This window comes from Lysinibacillus piscis (genome assembly GCF_026012395.1).
Taxonomy (GTDB): domain Bacteria; phylum Bacillota; class Bacilli; order Bacillales_A; family Planococcaceae; genus Lysinibacillus; species Lysinibacillus piscis.
On sequence record NZ_BRZA01000002.1, the window covers coordinates 356,295 to 380,147 of the forward strand.

Here is a 23,853-nt window from a genome sequence, read left to right on the forward strand (position 1 = left end):
AATTTGCTATTAGTAGACAATGCCAGTTGAAGAACAATTGAATTGTACAGCAATATTTTTAGATTCAGAAACACCATTATAAGTGAACTTTCCGCCAATGTCGATAAGAAATGTTCTACCACCTTCTATCATATTTGCCGTATAGGCTAGTTGTGCCCATGTACCTTTATTAGCCGAGAAAGTTAATGAGTTAATGGTTGGAGAAAATACTTGTCTACCCTCACTAAGAATTGTATTGAAAGAACCATTAACAGTTATAATGACTGACACACCTGCTAAATATTTAGTAACTGTTTTACTTCCAGAAGTTGTGGCAAAAGGTGAAACCATATTTTTATCATTCGGGACAGCAACCCATTTTTGTGTAGCCATATCTGTTACTATTTTTTTGAATTCATCTGGTGTCTTCCAATCTTCAACTGTAAATTCTTCTATTGATGAAATTTCCAAATATGTTTCATACTTGTCATTCGTCTCTTGAACGATGGAAACATATTTTTGATAATATGCTTCTTTTTCTGTCTGTGTTAACTCCGCTACTGATGCCTTTCCTGTCATTCCGAATACAACGAATATTGCAAATAATGCTGTGAGGACTGCTCCTATCTTTTTCATAATAATCGCTCCTTTTTGCTATTTTTAAGGAATTATGTAATCCATTAGTATTATGATAACACAATGATTAAATAAAGAGGTTATTTTTTCCAACAAATTTCGACAAAAACAATCTTTTTAAGTATTTTTTAGTATGTGGAAGGTCAAAGCATGACAGATTTTAATATTCCCATACCAACGCAAGTTGTCGTAGGAGGTGCTATTGTAACAACTTTATACAATGGTAATAATCAAATAATAGAGGCTTTTTTGTGGTGTTGAAAAACAAAAACGTGTGAAGTTAATAATGAAGAAAAAAGAAGAAGGTAAACTGATTATTATCGCTTCACATTTATTAGATAATCTTGAGAAATATGCAGCTCGTATTTTCTTATTTAAAGAAGGGAAGCTAATTGATGTTAATGCCATTGTCGATGGATTTAGTGAGTCCACTTTGACGACAGTGCGTGTGAAAAATATGCCAGAGCCTGTGCAATCGGCATTCCAAAGTCGTTATCCAGCTATTCAAGTACAGACGCTGGTGAATGGCATGACATTGCTAACACTAGAACAAAAGGACACGGCTACATTAAGCGAGCTGACGACTTATTTAGCAGATTGTCAGCTACATGAATTTTCATTTGGCAAAGTAACGTTAAATGATTTATATGCAATGTATTATCATGAGGTTGTGTAAAAAGCTGAAAGGGCGCGCCCTTTCAGCTTTTTGTATAATACGATTTGAATTTTATTATCCCCATGTTATTTTAGGATAAATTTCAGAAATTTTGATGCCTTCAATTGTTGCTTTTTCAAAAAGTTCTTCATAATTACTGAATTCTTGCGTATAGTGATCTCGACTTCGTGCCAAATAAGATTCTCCGTCTCTGCCATAGCTTATCCAATATTCATCATTCTTGTAATAAAAATTTAGCTCTTCTCCTATTGCGATAAGACTTTGAAGTTTTTTGTACGCTTCTTCTGTCATCTAGTTATGCCCTCCTGAGAATCACATTAAAATTAGGGATTATATTGCTAGTTAATTCAAAGAGATAGGGAAATGGGGAGTGAATAACCTCGGAAATACAGGTTTTTGATTCACCTATGCTCTTTAAAAAATGGTTTGAATTTTGACTAGCTGTTGTTTGAATAAATTCGCTATACTAGTCCCCTCAATTTTTATAAAATTCACTGTACTTATATCATCTTGGTAATAGTCACTTAATTGTGTTTTATTACACCATAAAGTTCTACCTTTTTTATCGTGAGAAATAAAATATTCTGTCCCATTATAAATAAATTCAATTTCTCTCCCTTGCTTTAAATACTTTAGAAGTTGTTCATAACTAATGAGTCTTTCCGTAAGAGTATCAGCGTTTTTATCATCATTCATTCATTTTCTCCTTGTATGTTAATGTGTAGTTCTCACTCCATTAAATTATGTCTGTGAGAGAATTCATCATCACCATTTTATTTTAGGATAGATTTCAGAAATTTTGATGCCTTCAATTGTTGCCTTTTCTATTTTTATTCCCACCACCTTCACTAATAGTAACGTTAGAAAATGTACAATTCCTTAATTACCATTTTACTGTATTAAAAAAAAATCCAGTATCTTCGTTCGACAAATTTTGCTATTAATTTACATATTATTCATTTTGACCACTAGCAACTACTGTAGTCGTTAAATTCACAATAAAAAAGTATCCTTCACATCACAAATCGACTTTTTTTGCATCTTTTACAAGCCATTTTCGGTATAATATACGTTGATAAGGAAGTGAAAAGATGATTGTATCGAAAAAACGGTGGCAAGTGGAGCGTCCAGATGTGCAGCTTGTCCAAACATTACAAAATGACCTACAGCTTTCAGCGATTGCAGCGAAAATTTTAGTAGCGCGTGGCTGTGAAACGGCGGCTACAGCAGAAGGCTTATTAAATATGACGGAAGCGACTATTCATGATCCGTTTTTACTACACGGTATGACACAGGCTGTTGTACGCATTGAACAGGCTTTGGGAAATAATGAAAAAATTCTAATATATGGTGATTATGATGCCGATGGTGTGACAAGTACGACAGTGATGCTGACGACTTTATTGGCGCTTGGCGCAGATGTATCCTTTAAAATTCCGAATCGTTTTATACATGGCTATGGCCCACATGAAGCATTATTCCGTGAGGCACATGAGGAAGGGGTACAGCTCATTATTACCGTAGATAATGGGATTTCAGGGCTAGAACCGATTCGTGTGGCAAAGGAGCTAGGCATGGATGTTATTGTGACTGACCATCATGAGCCAGGCGAGGAATTACCGCCAGCCGATATTATTTTGCATCCTCGTATTCCAGAGGGGCACTATCCATTTGGTGAGCTGGCTGGTGTTGGGGTAGCCTTTAAGCTAGCCCATGCACTTTATGGAGAATTGCCAACACATTTAATCGAATTAGTAGCAGTTGGTACAGTAGCCGATTTAGTACCATTAGTGGATGAAAATCGCTATCTTGTGAAAAGAGGGATAGAGGAATTACGACGCTCTAATAATCCATGGGTACAGGCACTATGTGAGGTATCGAGTGCGGAACAGGCGAAAATTACGGAAGAAACAATTGGTTTTTATTTTGCGCCACGCTTGAATGCGGTTGGTCGTTTAGGAGAAGCAGCCCCCGCTGTTGCGCTTTTAACAGCGGAAGCACGTACAGAGGCGGTTGCACTTGCTAAACAATTAAATACATGTAACAGTGAACGTAAAGATATTGTCCAAAGCATTACAGATGAAGCGATTGCGATGATTGAAGCAGACAAAGCTATTGGAGAGTCACAGGTGCTAGTTGTCGCAGGCCATGGCTGGAATGCAGGAGTTGTCGGGATTGTTGCCTCTCGTTTAGTTGAACGCTATTATCGTCCGACCATTGTTTTATCGCTGGATGAGGAAAAGGGCATTGCGAAGGGCTCAGCTCGTAGTATTGAAGGCTTTCATTTATATAATGAATTAGCGAAAAACCGAGATATTGTGCCACATTTCGGTGGACACCCAATGGCGGCGGGTATGACACTGCCATTAGACAATGTAACGGAATTGCGTGAACGTTTGGATGCGCAGGCAAGAGCCTGTTTAACAGAGGAGCAGTTAACGCCTGTTGTGAAAATTGATATTCCACTAAAAATCGATGAAATTTCAGCAGAAGCTATCGAAGAAATTGCAATGCTTGGTCCATTTGGCACAGCATTTCCGAAGCCTGTATACGTGCTAGAGGATGTAGAAATTGCCTCGATGCGTAAAATTGGGGCGGCTGAAAATCACGTTAAAATGGAATTGACAGATGGCTATGATAAATTGGATAGTGTTGGCTTTAATAAAGGCTATTTGCATGATGAGCTGACATATGGCATTAAAGTATCCTTTATTGGTGATGTGCAAATTAATGAATGGCAAGGACGTAAAAAGCCACAGTTTATGATTGAGGATGTGCAAACAACCGAATGGCAATTGTTTGATATTCGAGGTATTCGTCAAACATCACGCTGGCTAAGCACAATCCCAAAGGAGGAAGCGACCTTTTTTGCTTTCCGTCCAGAAACGATTGCTTACTATCAATCACTAATTGATAGACCGATTGTATTAGTAGATGCTTCATTACTTTCAGTGGAACAAACTGATTATGTTGTGTTACTAGATTTACCACCAGCAGTTACATTGCTAGAGGAAATGATGCAACAAACAAAGCCGACACGTATTTATGCTCATTTTTATATGCCAGATTCGCATTATTTTAATGGAATGCCTACACGTGAGCAGTTTGCATGGTATTATTCATTTTTAAAACAGCGTCCAGCGTTTCCTTTACATACACATATAGAGGAGTTAGCGAAACATAAGGGCTGGTCACTCGAAATATTAAAATTTATGACACAGGTGTTTTTTGAGCTTGATTTTGTTAGAATGGAGAATGGACTGACAACTGTCAATAGCAATGCACCAAAACAAGCATTGACAGAAGCTCTCGTCTACAAACAACGTTCAGAACAGATTGAAATGGAGCAAAAATTGGTTTATGCCCCTTATATAGAGCTGAAACAATGGTTTGATGAACGATTATAGATATTCCTAGGAGGAAAAAAGAAGATGGATTTAAAGCAATATGTAACAACAGTAGAGAATTACCCAAAAGAAGGTATTAGTTTTAAGGATATTACGACAATTATGGATAATGGAGCTGCCTATAAATATGCGACAGACCAAATTGTTAACTATGCGAAAGAACTAGGCGCAGAAATCGTCGTTGGACCAGAGGCACGTGGTTTTATCATCGGGTGTCCTGTGGCTTATGCTTTGGAAATCGGTTTTGCTCCTGTGCGTAAACCTGGTAAACTACCACGAGAAGTGATTAGTGCAGATTATGGTCTTGAGTATGGTACAGATACCTTAACAATGCACAAAGATGCGATTAAGCCAGGACAAAAAGTATTAATTTGTGATGATTTACTAGCAACTGGCGGTACAGTGGAAGCGACAGTACGTTTAGTAGAGCAATTAGGTGGACAAGTAGTAGGTTGTGCATTTTTGATTGAATTAACAGAGCTAGATGGTCGTGCAAAACTTGGTAACTTAGATGTTAAAACATTAATTCAATATTAAGAGAAATAGAGAAGACGTCACAGCATTGTGGCGTTTTTTTATGCTTGAAAATGGAAAGATCAAGCATTTTAATTTTCCTCACAAACCCAAACAATCAGGGTGATATAATATTCTGATAATTGTGGTGTACTAGCTAAATAGTATGCTACAATAAGGATAAGTGGGATAAAGTGAAACTACCAATCAGTGGGGTTTTTTCTCATCCCCACTGATTGGTAGTTTCACCAATAGGGTTTTTACAGGCTGTTGATCCCCCATTTAAACAGTTCATTTCCATTCACTATTTTGAAGTGGGGATCTTACAGCCTGTTAATACGGGACACAGGGGGCTATTGAATGTTAGTAAAGCAAAAGCAATTGAAGAAAAATGATGTTGTATTCGTGAAGGAGACAGATAGTGTTGCAGCGGTACTCGAAACGCTATATGATAGTGGCTACCGTTGCATCCCTGTATTGGATACAGCAGATGGCAAATTTGTCGGCAATATTTATAAAGTCGTGATTTTAGAGTACAAGCTAAAAGATGGCGATATGACTGTACCGATTAAACAGCTAGTGCAAGAGGCAGAGGCATATGTGCATGAAAATAGCTCATTTTTTGAGGTGTTTGATTCGATTAAAGAGCTGCCGTATTTAGCTGTAGTAAATACAAAAGGGCAGTTTGCAGGTATTTTACCACACTCAAAAGTATTTGAGCTACTTGAAGAGGCATGGGGGTATAAAACAGGGAGCTGTGCATTAACGATTGCACTACCTGATACAGATGGTATTTTAGCGAAAGTATTAACAGCCTTACGTAAAATTTGGCCATTACATTGTGTTTTCTCATTGGACGATGAGACAACTTATTTACGACGTATTATTATTACTTTGTCAAAAGGAGCAACAGAATCACATGTTGCAAATATTGAAGCGGCATTATTAAAACAAGGTGCTCGTATTATCGATATTGAAGTATTTGATAAAGATAATTTCTAATTGATATAAGTAAATGGATGTTGCATCATGAATCCACTAAATTGAATATATTCAGTTTGGTGGATTTTGCTATTGCCAAAATATAGCTAGTATGGTGATACATTTTGTTTGTAAAAATTTAAATAGTGTAAATCTAAATTTCTTTAAGGGGTAAATAAAATGACATATGAAATAATAAAAGAGCTAACAACAACTAAAAAAGATAAAACACCAGATCATCAATTAGGCTTTGGCAAACGATTTACTGACCATATGTTTAGTATGGATTATGAGGAAGGAAAAGGCTGGCATAATGCGAAGATTACCGAATATAAGCCAATTGAGCTAAGTCCAGCGGCGACAGTTCTCCATTATGGGCAAGCTGTATTTGAAGGATTAAAGGCATATGCAACGGAGGCTGGCGAAATTCTGCTATTCCGTCCTGATCAAAATTTTAAGCGTTTAAATCGCTCAAACGAACGCCTTTGTATTCCAGCAATTGATGAAGAATTTGCCTTATATGCGTTAAAGGAGCTTTTGCAAATTGACCGTGATTGGGTGCCAACTTCAGAGGGAACGTCATTATATATACGCCCTTTTATTATTGCAACGGAACCATATTTAGGTGTTAGTCCTGCGAAAAACTATAAATTTATGATTATTATGTCACCAGTTGGGTCCTATTACGCAGAGGGAATTAACCCAATTAAAATTTTAGTAGAACAGCATTATGTGCGAGCAGTTGCAGGTGGTACAGGTGAGGCAAAGGCTGGTGGTAACTATGCAAGCAGCCTAAAAGGTTCAGAGCTAGCAAATGCACAGGGCTATGCACAAACATTATGGTTAGATGGTAAGGAACATCAATATGTAGAGGAAGTTGGTAGTATGAACATCTTCTTTAAAATTGCTGGTAAAGTGATTACACCTGCATTGAATGGCAGTATTTTAGCAGGTATTACACGTGACTCCATGATTAACGTATTAAAATCAAAAAATATTCCAGTCGAGGAGCGTAAAATTGCCTTTTTGGAAATTGTTGAAGCGGCAAATAACGGCACATTGGAAGAAGTATTTGGTACAGGTACAGCCGCTGTAATATCACCAGTAGGCTATTTAAAATGGTCAGATGGGGCAATTGATGTGAACAATGGACAAATTGGTGAAGTTACACAAATGCTTTATGATACATTAACAGGCATTCAATATGGCAAACTGGAAGATACATTTGGCTGGACGATTAAACTATAAGATACGTAAGAACAGTATTTTGGAACACTCACCAAAATACTGTTTTTTTAATCCCGTAAAAACTTGATTGGTGAAACTACCAATTGGTGGGGATGAGGAAAACTCCCACCGATTGAAGATTCACTTTATCGAATAATTTTTTGACAACACTCAAACAAAAGTTTATAATTTAAACAAATATAATAAAAGGTGATGCTATGAATGATAGAGAACAGGCTTTACTGGCGTTAATCCGTCAAAATCCTTTTATGTCGCAGCAAGAAATGGCAGATGTCATGAGTTTATCTCGGCCTGTGCTAGCAAATCTTGTGTCGAGTTTGATGAAGCAAGGCAAAATTGTCGGGCGCGCGTATATATTGCCAGAGGAAAATGACATTGTTTGCATTGGTGGCGCTAATTTAGATCGAAAATTTCATGTGAAGGGCGATGTCCAATTTGGTACATCGAATCCTGCTAGCTCATCCTTTAGTATTGGCGGCGTTGGACGCAATATTGCAGAAAATTTAGGGCGACTTCAACATCGTGTCACAATGTTGACAACGGCTGGGAAAGATGCGGATTGGCAAGCGATTCATGAGGCATCGGAGCCATTTATGAATTTGCGCTATGTTGAACAACTAGCGAATGCGTCAACAGGCTCTTATATAGCGATTATGGATGAAGCAGGAGAGCTAGCGTTAGCTGTAGCTAATATGGATGTCTATGATTATTTGTTGCCAAGCTATTTGCAGCAGCATGAACCAATGTTGACCAATGCAGGTTGCTTTGTTGTCGATTTGAATTGTCCAAAAGAAACGGTTGTGTATATACAACAATTAGCGATTGCACGTAAAATTCCTTTGGTGATTGTGCCCGTATCATCGCCAAAGATGAATCGATTACCAGATACATTGCAAGGTGTGACATGGTTTATTTGTAATACGGATGAAGCAGAAACGATTGTAGGGCAAACCATTCAAACGGCTGAAGATTACAAGCGTGCATTAGTCCATCTACAGCATTTAGGCGCTGAGCATGTCGTGATTACGGCTGGCAGTAAAGGTGTTTATGTAGCATCTACTGAACAGACGCCATTGCATATTGAGGCTAAAAAAATAGAGAAAATTGAGGATGTAACAGGGGCAGGGGATGCCTTTGTTAGTGCGGTCATCCATGGCTGGTTAATAGGACAGCCGTTCACCACATGTATTGAGGCTGGGTTAACGAATGCGAAGTATACACTCGCATCCCCTTATACAGTGAGACCAGAATTATCTGCAAGCTTGCTAAAAAATGAAATGGAGGCATTATAGTATGAAAGAATTTATCGTATTATCAGAGGAAGTCAAAGCAGGGCAAGAAAAAGGTTTACCGATTGTGGCATTAGAATCGACAATTATTTCACATGGTATGCCATACCCACAAAATGTACAAACAGCACGTGAAGTAGAGCAAATTATTCGTGATAATGGTGCAGTACCAGCAACAATCGCTTTAATCGACGGTAAAATTAAAATTGGTTTGTCAGATGAAGAGCTAGAAATGTTCGGCAATGCAGCGGATGTAGCGAAAGCATCTCGCCGTGACTTAGGCTATTTAGTAGCAACCAAAAAATTAGGTGCAACAACGGTAGCAGCGACAATGATTTGCGCAGAGCTAGCAGGTATTGAAATTTTTGTTACGGGCGGTATCGGTGGTGTACACCGTGGTGCTGAAACAACAATGGATATTTCAGCTGATTTAGAGGAGCTAGCACAAACAAATGTGGCCGTTATTTGTGCAGGGGCAAAATCGATTTTAGATATTGGTTTAACATTAGAATATCTTGAAACAAAAGGTGTGCCAGTTGTAGGCTATGGCACAGCAGAATTACCTGCATTCTATACACGTCAAAGTGGTTTTGATGTCAACTTTAAGCTAGATACACCAGAAGAAGTGGCGGCAATGCTTCAAGCAAAATGGCAACTAGGGCTAAAAGGTGGCGCTGTTATTGCTAACCCAATCCCAGCAGAAGAGGCGATGGAGCATGCCTTTATTACAGATATTATCGAAAAAGCATTAGTAGAAGCAGAGGAAAATGGTATCCAAGGTAAAAATGTAACACCGTTTTTATTAGGTAAAGTAAAAGAGCTAACAGATGGTAAAAGTCTTGATGCCAATATTGCCTTAGTGAAAAATAATGCAGTAGTCGGTGCACAAATCGCTGTTGCTTATAATCAAAACAAATAAGGAAAAAACTCCTTGCTATTAGACGATGGCAAGGAGTTTTTTTGAACATTCTGCTGATAAATGATACAGTCCCTTTACAATCGCCTATTATATTTTATACAATTGAAGTTATATCTAATCCGAAAATTTTGACGAACAAGGTGGACATATTATGGCGAAAGAGCAAATTTTGACTCCAGAAGACGTTTTTCAGTTAGTCGAGTCTTATATGAATAAAGAAAATGTCGCATTTGTGAAAAAGGCATATGAATTGGCACGAGAGGCTCATAGCGAGCAATTCCGTAGCTCTGGGGAACCATATATTATTCATCCGATTCAAGTCGCAGGTATTTTAGCGGAATTACAAATGGACCCTCAAACAGTAGCAGCAGGCTTTTTACACGATGTTGTGGAAGATACAGAATTTACACGTGAAGACATGGTGCGAGAATTTGGTGAAGAAGTAGCCATGCTTGTAGATGGTGTAACAAAGCTTGGCAAAATTAAATATTTATCAAAAGAAGCACAGCAAGCTGAAAATCATCGCAAAATGTTTGTGGCAATGGCACAGGATATTCGTGTTATTTTAATTAAACTAGCAGACCGCTTACATAATATGCGGACATTAAAGCATCTACCTGCTGAAAAGCAACGTCGTATTTCTAAAGAGACACTTGAAATTTTTGCCCCCCTTGCCCATCGTTTAGGGATTTCAACGGTCAAATGGGAGCTAGAGGATACAGCATTACGTTACTTAAATCCACAGCAATATTATCGTATTGTGAGCTTAATGAAGAAAAAACGTGAGGAACGTGAAGCGTATTTAGATAATGTCATGTCGGAAATCGAGTCACAATTAACAGAAGTGGAAATCAGTGCGGATATTTATGGTCGTCCAAAGCATATTTACAGTATTTATCGAAAAATGGTATTACAAAAAAAGCAGTTCAATGAAATTTATGATTTATTAGCGATTCGTGTACTTGTAGATAGTATTAAAGACTGCTATGCGGTATTAGGAATTGTGCATACATTGTGGAAGCCAATGCCAGGACGTTTCAAAGACTATATTGCGATGCCTAAACAAAATCTGTATCAATCTTTGCATACAACGGTGATTGGTCCTTATGGTGATCCGTTAGAGGTGCAAATTCGTACAAAAGAAATGCATAAAATTGCTGAATACGGGATTGCAGCGCATTGGGCTTATAAAGAAGGCAAAACGGTAGACGTTGAAAAACAAAATGTCGATCAAAAATTAACATGGTTCCGAGAAATTTTAGAATTCCAAAACGAATCATCGAATGCAGAAGAATTTATGGAATCCTTAAAATTCGATTTGTTTTCAGATATGGTATATGTTTTTACGCCAGAGGGTGATGTCATTGAGTTACCAGCAGGCTCTGTGCCAATTGATTTTGCTTACCGTGTTCACTCAGAGGTTGGAAATCGTACCATTGGCGCTAAAATTAATGGCAAGATGGTGCCGTTAGATACACCGCTGAAAACGGGCGATATTATTGAAATTTTAACGTCCAAGCAATCATTTGGTCCAAGCCGTGATTGGCTGAAAATTGCACAATCATCACAGGCGAAAAATAAAATTAAACAATTTTTCAAACGCCATCTACGAGAAGATAATATTCTTAAAGGTAAAGAGATGGTTGAAAAAGAGATTCGCACGCAAGGCTATGACGTAAAAGAAACGATGGCAGCAGAAAATGTAAAGCGTGTGTGTGATAAATTTAATTATACGAATGAGGACGATTTATATGCAGCTGTTGGGGTAAATGGTATTACCGCACAGCAAATCGTGAATCGTTTAGCTGAAAAACGTCGTAAAGAGCGTGAACAGGAAGAAGCACTTGAAAAAATCGAGCAAAAAATGAAAAATCCGATACCACAAAAACGTACGGAATCAGGTGTCATCGTGAAGGGTATTGACAATATGTTAATACGTCTATCACGCTGTTGTACACCAGTGCCAGGTGATGACATTGTCGGATTTATTACAAAAGGGCGTGGTGTTTCTGTGCACCGTGCGGACTGTCCTAATATCCAACTGGAGGATGACCAAGAGCGTTTAATCGAGGTGGAGTGGGAGCATGCACTCATTCCTGCGAAAAAAGAATATCCTGTTGATATAGAAGTTGCGGCCTTTGATCGACCAGGTATTTTAAATGAAATCATGCAAATTGTTAGTGAGACGAAAACGAATATTTTAGCGGTAAGTGGTCGTGCGGATCGAGAGAAAATGGCAACAATCCATTTAACGATAGCCATTTCAAATATTTCGCATTTGCATAAAGTCGTCGAACGTATTAAACAAACACCTGATATTTATTCTGTACAGCGTGTTATTAATTAATGGTGAGGGATTGCAAAAATGAAAGTTGTGTTACAGCGTAGTAAGGCTGCTTCTGTCACAGTCGATGGACAAGTGACAGGAGCAATTAATAGTGGCTATGTATTGTTAGTCGGTATTACACATGAGGATACAGTAGAAGATGTTGCCTATTTAGCCAAAAAAATTGCTCAACTTCGTTTATGGGAAGACAGTGAAGGAAAAATGAATTACTCTATTGTCGAACATGGTGGAGAAATTTTATCTGTCTCACAATTTACTTTATATGGTGATGTTAAAAAAGGGAATCGACCGAGTTTTAGCAATGCAGCAAAGCCAGATGTAGCGAAGCCATTATGGGATCATTTTAACCAAGCTTTGCGTGAATATGGGTTACAAGTAGAAACAGGCGTTTTTGGTGCGATGATGGATGTGGCATTGATTAATGATGGACCTGTGACCATTTTACTTGATTCAAAATAAGAGGTCATTTTTCCATACAATTTTCATACATTAATAGCGTGATGCTATTTTTGTAAGGAGGCGTATGGAAGGTGATACAAATGAACAGTAGTACCAATCCTAATTTGTATATAACATTACAACAGATGATTGGTCGAATGGTTGTCGTACATACGGCAGGTAAAAGCCAAAGAGGGGTCTTACGTGCACTACTTCCCGATTATATGGTCATTGAAGATGCTCAAATGCCCATTTTTATTAGATTGAATGAGTTGGTAGGAGTGGTATTAGAGGGGGAAAGTAAGACATCATGTAGATGAAAAAATCGGAAGTAATCAATGGTAGCTCTATTGATTACTTCCGATTTTTCAGTTTGTGGTGCATTATTCGTTTGTATTAAAATAGTGCAAAATCCCTTGATAAATGCCAAGAGTAGCTTGCTCTCGGAATTTGGCTGTTGTCATCACACGTTCTTCACTAGCATTGCTTAGGAAGCCTAATTCGATTAATACAGCTTTTTGACGATTTTCTCGTAGCACTAAATAATTTCCTTGCTGTGTACCACGATTTTTTAAGGTGATTTTATTGGCAATCCCTTGATTAATGGCATCAGCAAGCCCTTTTTGCTGGCTATTCATATAATACGAGGTAAAGCCTGAAATAGCACCATCATCTGTCGCATCATAATGTAGGCTAATGAAGGCGTCTGCTTCCGATTGGTGAGCAATTGATACACGCTTTCTTAACGTGACGAATTCATCGGATTCCCTTGTCATGATGACGTTAGCCCCAGCAGCTCGTAGCTTGGAGGCAAGCAGAGAAGCGGTTTTTAATGTAATATCTTTCTCATCTGTTCCTCGTTGACCTGTTGTACCATGGTCTTGTCCACCATGACCAGGGTCTACGACAATCGTCAACCCATTTAACGTATCTTTTTTACGAGGTTTCTTTGTTTCTTGCGTATTGCTAACAACCTTATTGGAGCTTGTTGTCACCACCCAATTGGCGACAAATGCAGTACTATCTTTAAGCTGTATTTCGTAAAAATCATTTTTCATGCCGACAATAGGATATGTTTGACCAGCATCTACACGTTCAACGACATCTGCAACGGTTGAAGCATCTGTTCGCAAATTCGTACCGTTGTAAATAATCGTCACCATTTCAAGCTCTTTTGAGGTTGATTTAGCTGTATTTTTCTCATTATAGGCAAATGTTCCATAAAAACTATACACCCAGCCTGTTTTTTTACTGCTGTATTGAATTTGCACCCAGTTATGTTCTTGTCCGAGCACTTTAAATGATTGCCCATTTTGAATTGTGCCTATTTTTTTAGCATTTAGTGTTGGTTTTTCACGCACATTTAATGTGTCTACTAAAACGGTGAATGTTGTACTTTTGTTCGTTATAGTTGTGGTCGCTTCAACAGTAGGCTTAGATGTAGTCGATTTTGGCTGTGCTTTGTCATTGATTGTGACATAGTCCACAGCTACCCAGCCATTAATACCATTCCAGCTAATTTTAGCCCATTCACCTTGTTCCTCGACTAAATCGGCTTGGTCACCAGTAGATAGTTGTCCTAAAACAGCAGAGGCGATATCAGGGTCTGTGCGAATATTAAGTCTATCCACTTGTGAGATGACCGATTTAGCAACAGTTTTTTTTGCATTGATAGGCGCGGTTAACCAAGAAGCTACCCAACCTTCATAGTTTGCGGCTTTTACTTGTATCCAATCTCCTTCACGTCCAATGCTAGTCAACTCATCGCCCTTTTCCAATGTCGTTAGAATAGGATAAGAGAGCCCAGGTCCTTCACGTAAATGAAGAATTGTACCTGTTACTTTTAAATTATGGTCATTGGCTAATGTAGATTGATTGGGTATTGGAAAAGCCATTGTTAGTAATAGCATCAAGATGATGGCATAGGAAAATTTTGTCTTCATCAAATACCTCCAGTTCCTTGTACTATTTTATCATGCTTCAACTATAAAATTCACGGGAAAAAGGTCATAATCTGATAAAACAGTTGACATTATGAATGGTTGTGACTAACATAAAGAATAATCAAAAAAAGATTTACCGCTTATGACCAAGCAAGTAGCATATACCGCTGTTGGATCAGAGAGGGAAAGACTTAGGCTGCAATCTTTCCTCCAAAAATGTACAATGCGAACAACACTTGAGAGGCTTTTTTCTGAAAGGTGAGAACTTAGTAGGAAAAAACGGAGTCGGCCGTTATCCGAGATTGAGGAGGACACAGTTTTTTTATGTGTCAACTAGGGTGGAACCGCGGAAGCTATCAATAGCTCTCGTCCCTTGCATTATGCAAGGTGGCGAGGGCTTTTTTTATTTTGCTTCATCTATCTGATGAACCACGATACAAGTCTCAATAGATGTTACAGATTTGGAAGAAGCTCGAAAAATCTGGACGCAATGACATCACAGCGTAATGGAATCATAAGCAATTTCGAAGGAGGTATTTGGATGAGTTTTAAAGTGCCAAGAGGAACACAAGATATTTTACCTGGGCAATCTGAAAAATGGCAAAAGGTTGAGAGCATCATTCGTGACATTTGCCGTGTCTATCGCTACAACGAAATTCGTACACCTATTTTTGAACAAACTGAATTATTTGCTCGGGGTGTTGGTGAAACGACAGATGTTGTGCAAAAAGAAATGTATACATTTACAGATCGTGGGGATCGTTCTTTAACATTACGTCCTGAAAATACAGCAGGTGTTGTACGTGCTTATGTGGAACACAAAATGTTTGGTGCACCAGATCAACCTGTAAAATTATCTTATTTAGGGCCAATGTTCCGCTATGAACGACAACAAGCGGGGCGTTACCGTCAATTCGTACAATTTGGCGTAGAGGCAATTGGCTCAGCAGACCCAGCAATTGATGCAGAAGTCATTGCACTTGCGATGGATGTGTACGAAACAGTTGGCTTAAAGGATTTAAAATTAGTCATTAATTCACTTGGTGATAAAGAAACACGTGATACACACCGCACAGCATTATTACAACACTTTGAGCCACATATTCACGAATTTTGTACCGATTGTCAAAACCGCCTACAAAAAAATCCACTACGCATTTTAGATTGCAAAGTGGACCGTGAACATCCATTGATGCAAACAGCGCCAGCATTAACAGATTTCCTAACAGAGGAATCAGCAGCCTATTTTGCACAAGTGAAAAACTATTTAGAAGCACTCGGAATCAGCTATGAGGTAGATCCAAACCTTGTCCGAGGGTTGGATTATTATAATCACACAACATTTGAAATTATGTCTACGGCTTCAGGTTTTGGTGCTATTACAACGCTTTGTGGTGGTGGTCGTTACAATGGGCTTGTACAGGAAATTGGTGGTCCAGATGTACCAGGGATTGGCTTTGCACTAAGCATTGAACGCTTGTTATTAGCAGTAGAGGCGGAAGGTGTGATGCTTGATACAGCATCAGGGCTTGATGTCTATATCATTGCGATGGACGATGAGGCGAAATTGAAAGCGGTGGAACTAACAAGTACATTCCGTGCAAAAGGCATTGCAACAGAGATGGATTACCTTGCACGTAAAATGAAGGCACAAATGAAATCAGCAGACCGTTTAGGTGCTAAATATACCATTGTTTTAGGTGAAACAGAGTTAGCAGAACAAGCAGCAACAATAAAAGAAATGGTGACAGGAGAACAGCAAAAAGTAGCCTTTTCTGAGCTGGTCAATTATTTACTGAAGCGATAATTAAAATACGAATGGAATTTTGGAGGAAAACGATATGGCAACAAGAACACATGCTAGTAACGAATTATCAGAAGCGTTACAAGGCGAAAAGGTTGTATTAAAAGGTTGGGTACAACGTCGTCGTGACTTAGGTGGTTTAATATTTATTGATTTACGTGACCGCACAGGCATTACACAAGTTGTGTTTAGCCCAGATATGGCAGAGGCACATGCTTTAGCTGATAAAGTGCGCAGTGAATATGTGATTGAAGTAGAAGGTACAATTGTACTGCGAGCAGCAGAGCAGATTAATCCAAATATGTCGAATGGGAAAATTGAAGTAGCAGCGACAAGTTTAGTCGTAATTAATACAGCGAAAACAACACCATTCCAAATTGAAGATCGTACAGATGTTTCGGAAGATTTACGTTTAAAATACCGTTATTTAGACCTTCGTCGCCCTGTCATGTTTGATACATTTAAAATGCGTTCAGATGTCACACGTACAATTCGTAATTTTTTACAAAATGAAGGCTTTTTAGAGGTGGAAACACCAATTTTAACGAAATCTACACCAGAAGGAGCACGTGACTATTTAGTACCATCTCGTGTCCATGAAGGGGAATTTTATGCTTTACCACAATCACCACAGCTTTTTAAACAATTGTTGATGGTGGCAGGCTTTGAAAAGTATTTCCAAATTGCCCGTTGTTTCCGTGATGAGGATTTACGTGCAGACCGTCAGCCCGAATTTACGCAAGTGGATATCGAAACAAGCTTTTTAACACAAGAAGAAGTGTTAGAGATGAATGAACGTTTAATCCAAGCGGTGATGAAAGATGTAAAAGGTATGGACATTCCTGCACCATTCCAACGTATGAAATACCAAGAAGCAATGGATCGCTATGGCTCTGATAAGCCTGATGTTCGCTTTGGCTTAGAATTAGTCGCATTGAATGATATTTTTGATGGCTGTGGCTTCAAAGTATTTGCGGATACAGTAGCACAAGGCAAGCAAGTAAAAGGTATTAATGTGAAAGGGGCAGCTGATCGATATTCTCGTAAAGATATGGACGAATTGACGAAATTCGTGAATATTTATGGAGCAAAAGGTTTAGCTTGGCTAAAAATTACAGAGGAAGGCTTAAATGGACCAATCGCTAAATTCTTTGATGAGGCATTGGCTACAGCATTAATCGAGCGTATGGGCGCTGAAGTAGGCGATATTTTAGTGTTTGTAGCAGATAAAGCTTCTGTTGTAGCGGCTGCTCTTGGTGCATTACGTACAAAATTAGCTCAAGACTTAGAATTGATTGATGCTTCTCAATTTGCTTTCTTATGGATTACAGATTGGCCGTTGTTTGAGTACTCAGAGGAAGATAATCGTTACTATGCGGCACACCATCCATTCACACGTCCTTTTGATGAAGATATCCCGTTGATGGACACAGACCCTTCAGCAGTACGTGCACAAGCCTATGATATCGTGTTAAATGGCTATGAGCTTGGTGGAGGATCATTGCGTATTTATGAACGTGACCTACAAGAAAAAATGTTCAAGTTACTTGGCTTTACAGAAGAAGAGGCGCGCGAACAATTTGGCTTCCTATTAGAAGCATTTGAATATGGTGTACCACCACATGCTGGATTAGCATTTGGTCTTGACCGTTTTGTGATGTTATTAGCAGGTCGCACAAATCTTCGTGATACGATTGCCTTCCCAAAAACAGCAAGTGCAAGCTGTCTACTGACAGATGCGCCAAGTGCTGTATCACCAGAGCAGTTAAGTGAATTAAATTTAGCAATTACACCATTTAAAAGATAATCTGTGTAGTATAAAGTGAACCTTCAATTAGTGGGGCTTTTCCTCTTCTCCCACTTAAACAGTTCATTTCCGCCCCCTATTTTGAAGTGGGGTCATACAGTCTGTTAGTGTGGGATAAAATATGAATGGAGCCTAGTTTTTTAACAAAAATTGTTGAAAAGCTAGGCATTTTTTGTGTTTTTCGTCATTCACGGAAAAATAATTTGAATTATCAGAAATATGATGGTAAGATAACGGTAATACGAATCCTGATGTGTTTCGTCTAACTGCTAACTATACTTAACAGTTTTGACCGAACACTAATGAAATGGGAGTCTTTATTTTATTATCGCAAACATGCCCCCTTTGGAGCGGGACGTTTAATATAATGAATGAGACACCCACCTGCAAATTGCGGGTTCAAAACAACTATTTCTTGGCATTACGGCACAATCGGGATTCGTCCATACATAGTAAACAAGAGAAGCTCTTCAAGGAGAGGCTTCTTTTTTTATGGCAAAATTGAAAGAAATGCTTTTTATTTTACCTCAAACAGCATATAATCGGTATAGACAACTATACCGATTATCATCTTCTGAAATGAAAGCGTTCACACCATAAAGCAAAAATGAACGGTTCCTTGTAGGGTAACTGATGATAGTAGTAGAACATGAGGATGGTGAATAGCTGTGTTAGATAAAAACTCTCATATACCAATCTATATACAAATCGAAGAAATTATTAAACAGCGTATTTATTTAAATGAATATAAAATTGGTGAAACGATTCCTTCTGAGCGAGAACTTTCAATACAATTTGATGTGAGTCGTATGACTGTACGTCAATCCATCACGAACTTAGTGAATACAGGTCTACTTTATCGTGAAAAAGGTAGAGGGACCTATGTAGCAAATCCTAAGCTGGAGCAACCATTACAAGGATTGACGAGTTTTACAGAAGATATGCGAGCAAGAGGTATGGAGCCAAGCAGCAAAGTATTACGCTTTGAAAAAATTGTCCCACCGATGGATATCGCCAATGATTTATTGCTAGAGCATGGAGAAGAAGTATTTTTTGTTGTGCGAATTCGTAGTGCTGATTCAAAACCAATGGCTATTGAAAGAACGTATATTCCTGTGAAAATTTATCCTGACTTGGATGAAAAGAAAATCACAGGCTCACTTTATGCGTTAATTGAAACACATTTCCAACGAAAAATTGGTAATGCGATTCAACAAATGGAGGCTGCTATTGTCACAAAAGAAGATAGTAAACTTCTACAAATTAATCATACAGCACCTGTGTTAATTATTAAGCGTACCAGTTATTTAGCAGATGGTGTGCCATTTGAGCTTGTGCGCAGTACGTATCGAGCAGACCGCTATAAATTTATTAGTGAAATTCAAAGGTGATTAGATGGATGCATATTTTAAAGAAATTCAACATTTATTACGAATGGTAGAAGAAGCCGAGGAGACATATTTAGCAGAAGTGGCAATCATCATTGGACAGAAGCTACAGCTTGGTGGCATTATTCACTTGTTTGGTTGTGGGCATTCACAGCTTTTAGCGCAAGATGCATTTTATCGGGCTGGTGGATTAGTGCCAATTCACCCGATTATTATTGAACCACTCACAATACAAGCGGGTGCAGTGATAGCATCTAACAATGAAAAAGATGCGACTCTTTTGGCACGTTATAAGGAACAATTTGATTTTCAACAGGAGGATGTTTTTATCGTTATTTCCACTTCAGGTAGAAATAATGCGCCAATAGATGCGGCTCTTTTTGCAAAAGAAGCAGGTGTATTGGTCCTATCGCTTCAGTCACTTGCCTATCATCAACAACCAAGTTATCATGCAAGTGGAAAACGTTTAGAGGACATTGTTGATATTGTATTGGATACACATGTACCAGTAGGAGACGGTATATTAAGCCACAATCATCTCCAATATGGTCCTTCTTCAACCGTTATTGGTGCAACAATATTGAATGTTTTATTTAGTAAAGTGCTTTCGTACATGGCTAGCGAAGGGGAAGAACTGCCTATTTTTGAAAGTAATAATGTGCAAGGAGATTCAGCTCATAATGAACGAATGATGGCTAACTATCAGCATCGTATTAAATTTAAGTGAAATGGGAGGGGTATGGTTGAAGAAAACCTATAGAATCACAGATTCAGCAGGGGTACATGCAAAATTAGCTGTATTGCTTGTAGTCGCTGCAACGCCATTTGAATGTGAGGCAAGTTTAATTTATCATGGTAAATCCGTCAATTTGAAATCCATTAAAGGGGTTTTAGGACAAAATATTATACATGGTGACACGATTGAAATTGCTGCTGTAGGACCAGAAGTAGAACGATTTTTTCAAACTATTACAGAATTAATGGCTTCCAAAAAAATTGGCATAGAATGTGAAGCTTGAAGAGGTGACTGATACATGGAAATAAAATTAGTAGAAGAAAAAGATTATCAACAAATTCATCAGCTCCGTGATTATTGTTTTCCCAATAAATATACGGACGCTCGTCGAAAAGATTTTCATCACTGGGTTGAGCATAGTACAACATTAGGGGCATATGATGGTAATAAGGTAGTAGGGCAAGTATTGGTGTTGCCTTTAAATATGACCATTCATGGTGAGAACTATGAAATGGGAGGCATTGGCTTTGTTGCATCCTATCCAGAATATCGTCAACAGGGTATTGTGAAAAAGCTGATGATGGAATCGTTAAGGCAAATGCGTCAAAATGGGCAAACAGTTTCTGTATTAGCCCCATTTTCCGTTTCTTTTTATCGTTATTTTGGGTGGGAATTATTTTTTGACAAATTACATTATTCCATTCCGCAAACATTGTTTCCTATATTAGGTAAAAAAATAGATGTTATGAAGCGCATGAGTTTTGAATGGGTGGATCCTGATTTGTTTCAAGCGATTAAAGAATTCCATAATGAGCAGGCATTGCGCACGAATGGTGGCATGCTGCGGGATGATGTCTGGTGGAATCGCTTAGAGAGCAGAGCGCCTGATAGCCATTTAGCTGCTTATTTTAAAGACGACCAAATAGCTGGCTATATTCGTTATGCCATTCAAGGGACAACGTTTGTTGTTCATGATTTCGTTGTGAAGGATATGGAGGCAGAGCAGGCTATTTGGCGCTACGTCACATCCCATGCAGCAAGTGTCACAACAATTCAAGGTGTGACAGCTAATCACCAGCATTTCGGCTTTTATTTCCAAGAGCCACAATTTAAACGAGAAATTGTGCAAGATATTATGGTGCGTATTGTAGATGTATTAGCATTTATGAAACGTTATCAATGGGAATCGGTTGAAAAACCATTATATGTACGTATTGAAGATCGTTTTTGTGAATGGAATGAACAGCTATATCAAATTAATGGCAATGGTGATGTGCAAATAATGGAAGAGAACACAGTAGCCCCAGCATCTATCATCACATTACCAATCCATCTTTTTTCAGCTATGATGGTTGGTCATTTGTCGATAAAAGAGGCTGTGATGTTTGCTGGACAACAGTATGATAAGGAAATAATTGATAGATGGCAACAAGCATTACCAGCTAATAAGCCTGTATTTTATGAATATTTTTAAAAATTTTTAAATTTTTTTTGTGGACTATACCAGTTGGTGATAATACCTTGATTTATATGAATAATTGGTATAGTCCAGTTTTGTTAAGCGCTAGTAAAGACAAGAAAATCTAGAAAAAAGGTATTGTGGTATAGACCAATAGGTGATATTCTCATACCAAGAAAGCGATTACACATGAAAGTCAAACATTAAGGAGTGTATGTTATGAAAAATATTATGTTAGTATGTGCTGCTGGAATGAGTACAAGTTTATTAGTTTCAAAAATGCAAAAGGCTGCACAAGAACAAAATTTAGAGGCAGATATTTATGCCATTGCAGAAAGTGAAGTTGAAAAAGTATTAGGTGCTAAATCAGTGGATGTTATGTTACTTGGTCCACAAGTGCGCTACTTAAAAGGCTCATTTGAGACGAAATACAAAGATAAAAATATTCCAATTGATGTAATCAATATGTCAGATTACGGCATGATGAATGGTGAAAATGTTTTGAAGCAAGCATTAAATTTAATCGGGTAAGGAGCAATGATAATGGAAGAGCAAGCTTTAATAGAATCCATTATGGGGTTAATTATACATAGTGGGAATACGAAAAGTGAGTGTATGGAAGCAATACAATTAGCAAAGACGGGACAAATTGATGCGGCAAAGGAAAAAATCAAACTTGCCAATGAAGCGTTGATTGAGGCGCATCATTCACAAACGAATTTGCTTACACAGGAAGCAAGAGGGGAAAAAGTAGAAGTTTCTATGTTACTCATTCATGCGCAAGATCATTTAATGAATGCTATTACATTTAAAGATTTAGCACAAGAAGTGATTGAGCTATATGGACAAATCAAAGGGGAATAACATCAAAATTTGATGTCATTATAAACTAATAAAACAAGGGAGTGTATGGAATGTTTCGTTTTTTAGAAGAAAAATTTGTACCAGTTGCCGCTAGAGTCGGGAACCAACGCCATTTAGTTGCAATTCGTGATGGCTTTATCTCTATTATGCCATTAACGATTGTAGGGTCACTAGCTGTTTTAGTGAACAACTTGCCAATTGATTTATATCAAAATGCTATGAATGCTATGTTTAGTGATGGCACGTGGAAGCAATGGGGCGGTAACGTTTGGGGTGCTACATTCGGTATTATCTCGCTATTATTATCTTTTGTAATTGCTTATCAACTAACAAAAAGCTATGGTAAAGACGCATTAGCTGGTGGGACAATTGGTCTTGCAGGCTATATGACATTCGGTACGTTTGGTGAAGGTGGTTTAACAGGTTTAACGACGGGAACAGGCGGTATTTTCTTAGCTATTATACTAGGGCTTATTTCAGCAGAGTTGTTCTCACGTTTAGCTGGAAACCCTAGATTACTAATCAAAATGCCAGCAGGTGTACCATCAGCTGTATCAAAATCGTTTGCAGCTTTATTACCAGCTATTATTACGATCGGTATTTTAGCATTAATTCGTACAGTTATTTCAGTAGGCTTTGAAATGCCAGATATTATTTCATCATTCTACTCAGCAGTTCAAGAGCCATTCATGGGCTTAACAAACACATGGACAGCAGGACTTCTTTTAGCATTTATTCCAGCATTTTTATGGACATTCGGTATTCATGGTGCAAACATCATCGATCCATTCATGCAAACAATTAACTTAGATGCGATTGCGAAAAACATGGAAGCAATCGATGCAGGTCAAGTAGCACCATATATCATTAACAAACCATTCTTTGATGCATTCGTTAACATGGGTGGTTCAGGTACAACAATTGCTTTAGTCATTGCGATCTTTATTGTAGCGAGAAAGAATAAACAGTACAGTACAGTCGGCAAATTATCTGCTGCACCAGGTTTATTCAATATCAATGAGCCGTTACTATTCGGTTTACCAATTGTATTAAACCCAATTTTATTTGTGCCATTTATTTTAACGCCAATGGTGAACGTATCGATTGCTTACTTTGCAACAAAATGGGGATGGGTACCAGCAGCGACAGTGGCAGCACCATGGACAACACCACCAATTATTAATGGTTGGTTAGTAACACAATCATGGACAGGTGCGGCATTAAGTGTTGTGTTAATTGTTGTATCGATTCTCATTTACACACCATTCTTACTTGCAGCAAACCGCGCAGCTGCGAAACAAGCAGAAGAACAAGCAACAAAATAATTGATTACTTATTCAGTGAAGGGTCTAGCATCCTTCACTGAATCTATAAATAGCTTGATTATTTAATTAGGCAATTATTTAGCATATGGAGGTA

At 38.2% G+C, this 23,853-nt stretch carries 23 protein-coding genes, 1 other RNA gene and 1 other annotated feature; of the genes, 20 read left to right on the plus strand and 4 right to left on the minus strand.

Annotated features, from left to right (window positions below):
* Positions 1–9 precede the first annotated feature (9 nt).
* Positions 10–615 carry a hypothetical protein gene (locus tag OPF91_RS08055; RefSeq protein WP_264988231.1) on the minus strand — a complete coding sequence of 202 codons (606 nt, stop codon included), beginning with the start codon at positions 613–615 and terminating at the stop codon, positions 10–12.
* 286 nt (positions 616–901) lie between these two features.
* Between OPF91_RS08055 and OPF91_RS08060 the strand changes: the two genes are divergently transcribed.
* Positions 902–1,291 carry a hypothetical protein gene (locus OPF91_RS08060; RefSeq protein WP_264988232.1) on the plus strand — a complete coding sequence of 130 codons (390 nt, stop codon included), beginning with the start codon at positions 902–904 and terminating at the stop codon, positions 1,289–1,291.
* Between the two features lie 54 nt (positions 1,292–1,345).
* Here the strand turns inward: OPF91_RS08060 and OPF91_RS08065 are convergent, their stop codons facing one another.
* On the minus strand, positions 1,346–1,582 hold the full coding sequence (locus OPF91_RS08065) for a hypothetical protein (protein WP_264988233.1): 237 nt from the start codon (positions 1,580–1,582) through the stop codon (positions 1,346–1,348).
* Between the two features lie 123 nt (positions 1,583–1,705).
* A complete protein-coding gene (locus OPF91_RS08070; protein ID WP_264988234.1) occupies positions 1,706–1,987 on the minus strand; it encodes a hypothetical protein in 282 nt (93 codons plus the stop codon).
* Positions 1,988–2,382: 395 nt separating this feature from the next.
* Between OPF91_RS08070 and recJ the strand changes: the two genes are divergently transcribed.
* The 9 genes from recJ (at position 2,383) to OPF91_RS08115 (ending at position 12,753) form a co-directional block, all read left to right on the plus strand.
* Complete coding sequence (recJ, locus tag OPF91_RS08075; RefSeq protein ID WP_264988235.1) at positions 2,383–4,698, plus strand: single-stranded-DNA-specific exonuclease RecJ; 2,316 nt, start codon at positions 2,383–2,385, stop codon at positions 4,696–4,698.
* Between the two features lie 24 nt (positions 4,699–4,722).
* Positions 4,723–5,235 carry an adenine phosphoribosyltransferase gene (locus OPF91_RS08080; protein ID WP_264988236.1) on the plus strand — a complete coding sequence of 171 codons (513 nt, stop codon included), beginning with the start codon at positions 4,723–4,725 and terminating at the stop codon, positions 5,233–5,235.
* A gap of 336 nt (positions 5,236–5,571) precedes the next feature.
* Complete coding sequence (gene cbpA / locus OPF91_RS08085; protein ID WP_264988237.1) at positions 5,572–6,213, plus strand: cyclic di-AMP binding protein CbpA; 642 nt, start codon at positions 5,572–5,574, stop codon at positions 6,211–6,213.
* Positions 6,214–6,372: 159 nt separating this feature from the next.
* Positions 6,373–7,440 (plus strand): branched-chain amino acid aminotransferase, encoded by a 1,068-nt coding sequence (locus OPF91_RS08090; RefSeq protein WP_264988238.1) that lies wholly within the window; start codon positions 6,373–6,375, stop codon positions 7,438–7,440.
* Between the two features lie 197 nt (positions 7,441–7,637).
* A complete protein-coding gene (locus OPF91_RS08095) occupies positions 7,638–8,732 on the plus strand; it encodes a carbohydrate kinase (RefSeq protein ID WP_264988239.1) in 1,095 nt (364 codons plus the stop codon).
* A gap of 1 nt (position 8,733) precedes the next feature.
* The gene (locus OPF91_RS08100) at positions 8,734–9,648 is read left to right on the plus strand and encodes a pseudouridine-5'-phosphate glycosidase (protein ID WP_264988240.1); all 915 of its coding nucleotides are present in this window, start codon (positions 8,734–8,736) and stop codon (positions 9,646–9,648) included.
* 151 nt (positions 9,649–9,799) lie between these two features.
* The gene (locus OPF91_RS08105; protein WP_264988241.1) at positions 9,800–11,995 is read left to right on the plus strand and encodes a RelA/SpoT family protein; all 2,196 of its coding nucleotides are present in this window, start codon (positions 9,800–9,802) and stop codon (positions 11,993–11,995) included.
* 18 nt (positions 11,996–12,013) lie between these two features.
* Positions 12,014–12,454, plus strand: coding sequence for a D-aminoacyl-tRNA deacylase (gene dtd / locus OPF91_RS08110; RefSeq protein ID WP_264988242.1), 441 nt, complete (start codon positions 12,014–12,016; stop codon positions 12,452–12,454).
* A gap of 80 nt (positions 12,455–12,534) precedes the next feature.
* Positions 12,535–12,753 (plus strand): DUF2642 domain-containing protein, encoded by a 219-nt coding sequence (locus tag OPF91_RS08115; protein WP_264989134.1) that lies wholly within the window; start codon positions 12,535–12,537, stop codon positions 12,751–12,753.
* Between the two features lie 63 nt (positions 12,754–12,816).
* On the opposite strand, the gene OPF91_RS08120 is transcribed toward OPF91_RS08115, so the two are convergent.
* Positions 12,817–14,376: an N-acetylmuramoyl-L-alanine amidase family protein gene (locus tag OPF91_RS08120; RefSeq protein ID WP_264988243.1), complete on the minus strand. Its 1,560-nt coding sequence runs from the start codon at positions 14,374–14,376 to the stop codon at positions 12,817–12,819.
* 133 nt (positions 14,377–14,509) lie between these two features.
* Positions 14,510–14,753, plus strand: a binding site (T-box leader).
* Positions 14,754–14,917: 164 nt separating this feature from the next.
* On the opposite strand from OPF91_RS08120, the gene hisS reads away from it, so the two are divergent.
* The 10 genes from hisS (at position 14,918) to OPF91_RS08170 (ending at position 23,759) form a co-directional block, all read left to right on the plus strand.
* Positions 14,918–16,183: a histidine--tRNA ligase gene (gene hisS, locus OPF91_RS08125; RefSeq protein WP_264988244.1), complete on the plus strand. Its 1,266-nt coding sequence runs from the start codon at positions 14,918–14,920 to the stop codon at positions 16,181–16,183.
* 34 nt (positions 16,184–16,217) lie between these two features.
* On the plus strand, positions 16,218–17,987 hold the full coding sequence (aspS, locus tag OPF91_RS08130; RefSeq protein ID WP_264988245.1) for an aspartate--tRNA ligase: 1,770 nt from the start codon (positions 16,218–16,220) through the stop codon (positions 17,985–17,987).
* Between the two features lie 242 nt (positions 17,988–18,229).
* Positions 18,230–18,430: non-coding RNA, 6S RNA (gene ssrS / locus OPF91_RS08135), on the plus strand.
* Between the two features lie 225 nt (positions 18,431–18,655).
* On the plus strand, positions 18,656–19,378 hold the full coding sequence (locus OPF91_RS08140; RefSeq protein WP_264988246.1) for a GntR family transcriptional regulator: 723 nt from the start codon (positions 18,656–18,658) through the stop codon (positions 19,376–19,378).
* Positions 19,379–19,382: 4 nt separating this feature from the next.
* Positions 19,383–20,102, plus strand: coding sequence for a sugar isomerase domain-containing protein (locus OPF91_RS08145; protein ID WP_264988247.1), 720 nt, complete (start codon positions 19,383–19,385; stop codon positions 20,100–20,102).
* A 16-nt stretch (positions 20,103–20,118) separates the two neighbouring features.
* Positions 20,119–20,394 carry an HPr family phosphocarrier protein gene (locus OPF91_RS08150; protein ID WP_264988248.1) on the plus strand — a complete coding sequence of 92 codons (276 nt, stop codon included), beginning with the start codon at positions 20,119–20,121 and terminating at the stop codon, positions 20,392–20,394.
* Positions 20,395–20,409: 15 nt separating this feature from the next.
* Positions 20,410–21,585 (plus strand): GNAT family N-acetyltransferase, encoded by a 1,176-nt coding sequence (locus tag OPF91_RS08155; RefSeq protein WP_264988249.1) that lies wholly within the window; start codon positions 20,410–20,412, stop codon positions 21,583–21,585.
* Positions 21,586–21,789: 204 nt separating this feature from the next.
* Entirely contained in the window at positions 21,790–22,101 is a 312-nt protein-coding gene (locus OPF91_RS08160; protein WP_264988250.1) for a PTS sugar transporter subunit IIB, read from the plus strand.
* A gap of 12 nt (positions 22,102–22,113) precedes the next feature.
* Positions 22,114–22,434, plus strand: coding sequence for a PTS sugar transporter subunit IIA (locus OPF91_RS08165; protein WP_264988251.1), 321 nt, complete (start codon positions 22,114–22,116; stop codon positions 22,432–22,434).
* Between the two features lie 41 nt (positions 22,435–22,475).
* A complete protein-coding gene (locus OPF91_RS08170; RefSeq protein ID WP_373877040.1) occupies positions 22,476–23,759 on the plus strand; it encodes a PTS sugar transporter subunit IIC in 1,284 nt (427 codons plus the stop codon).
* The last annotated feature ends 94 nt before the right edge of the window (positions 23,760–23,853 follow it).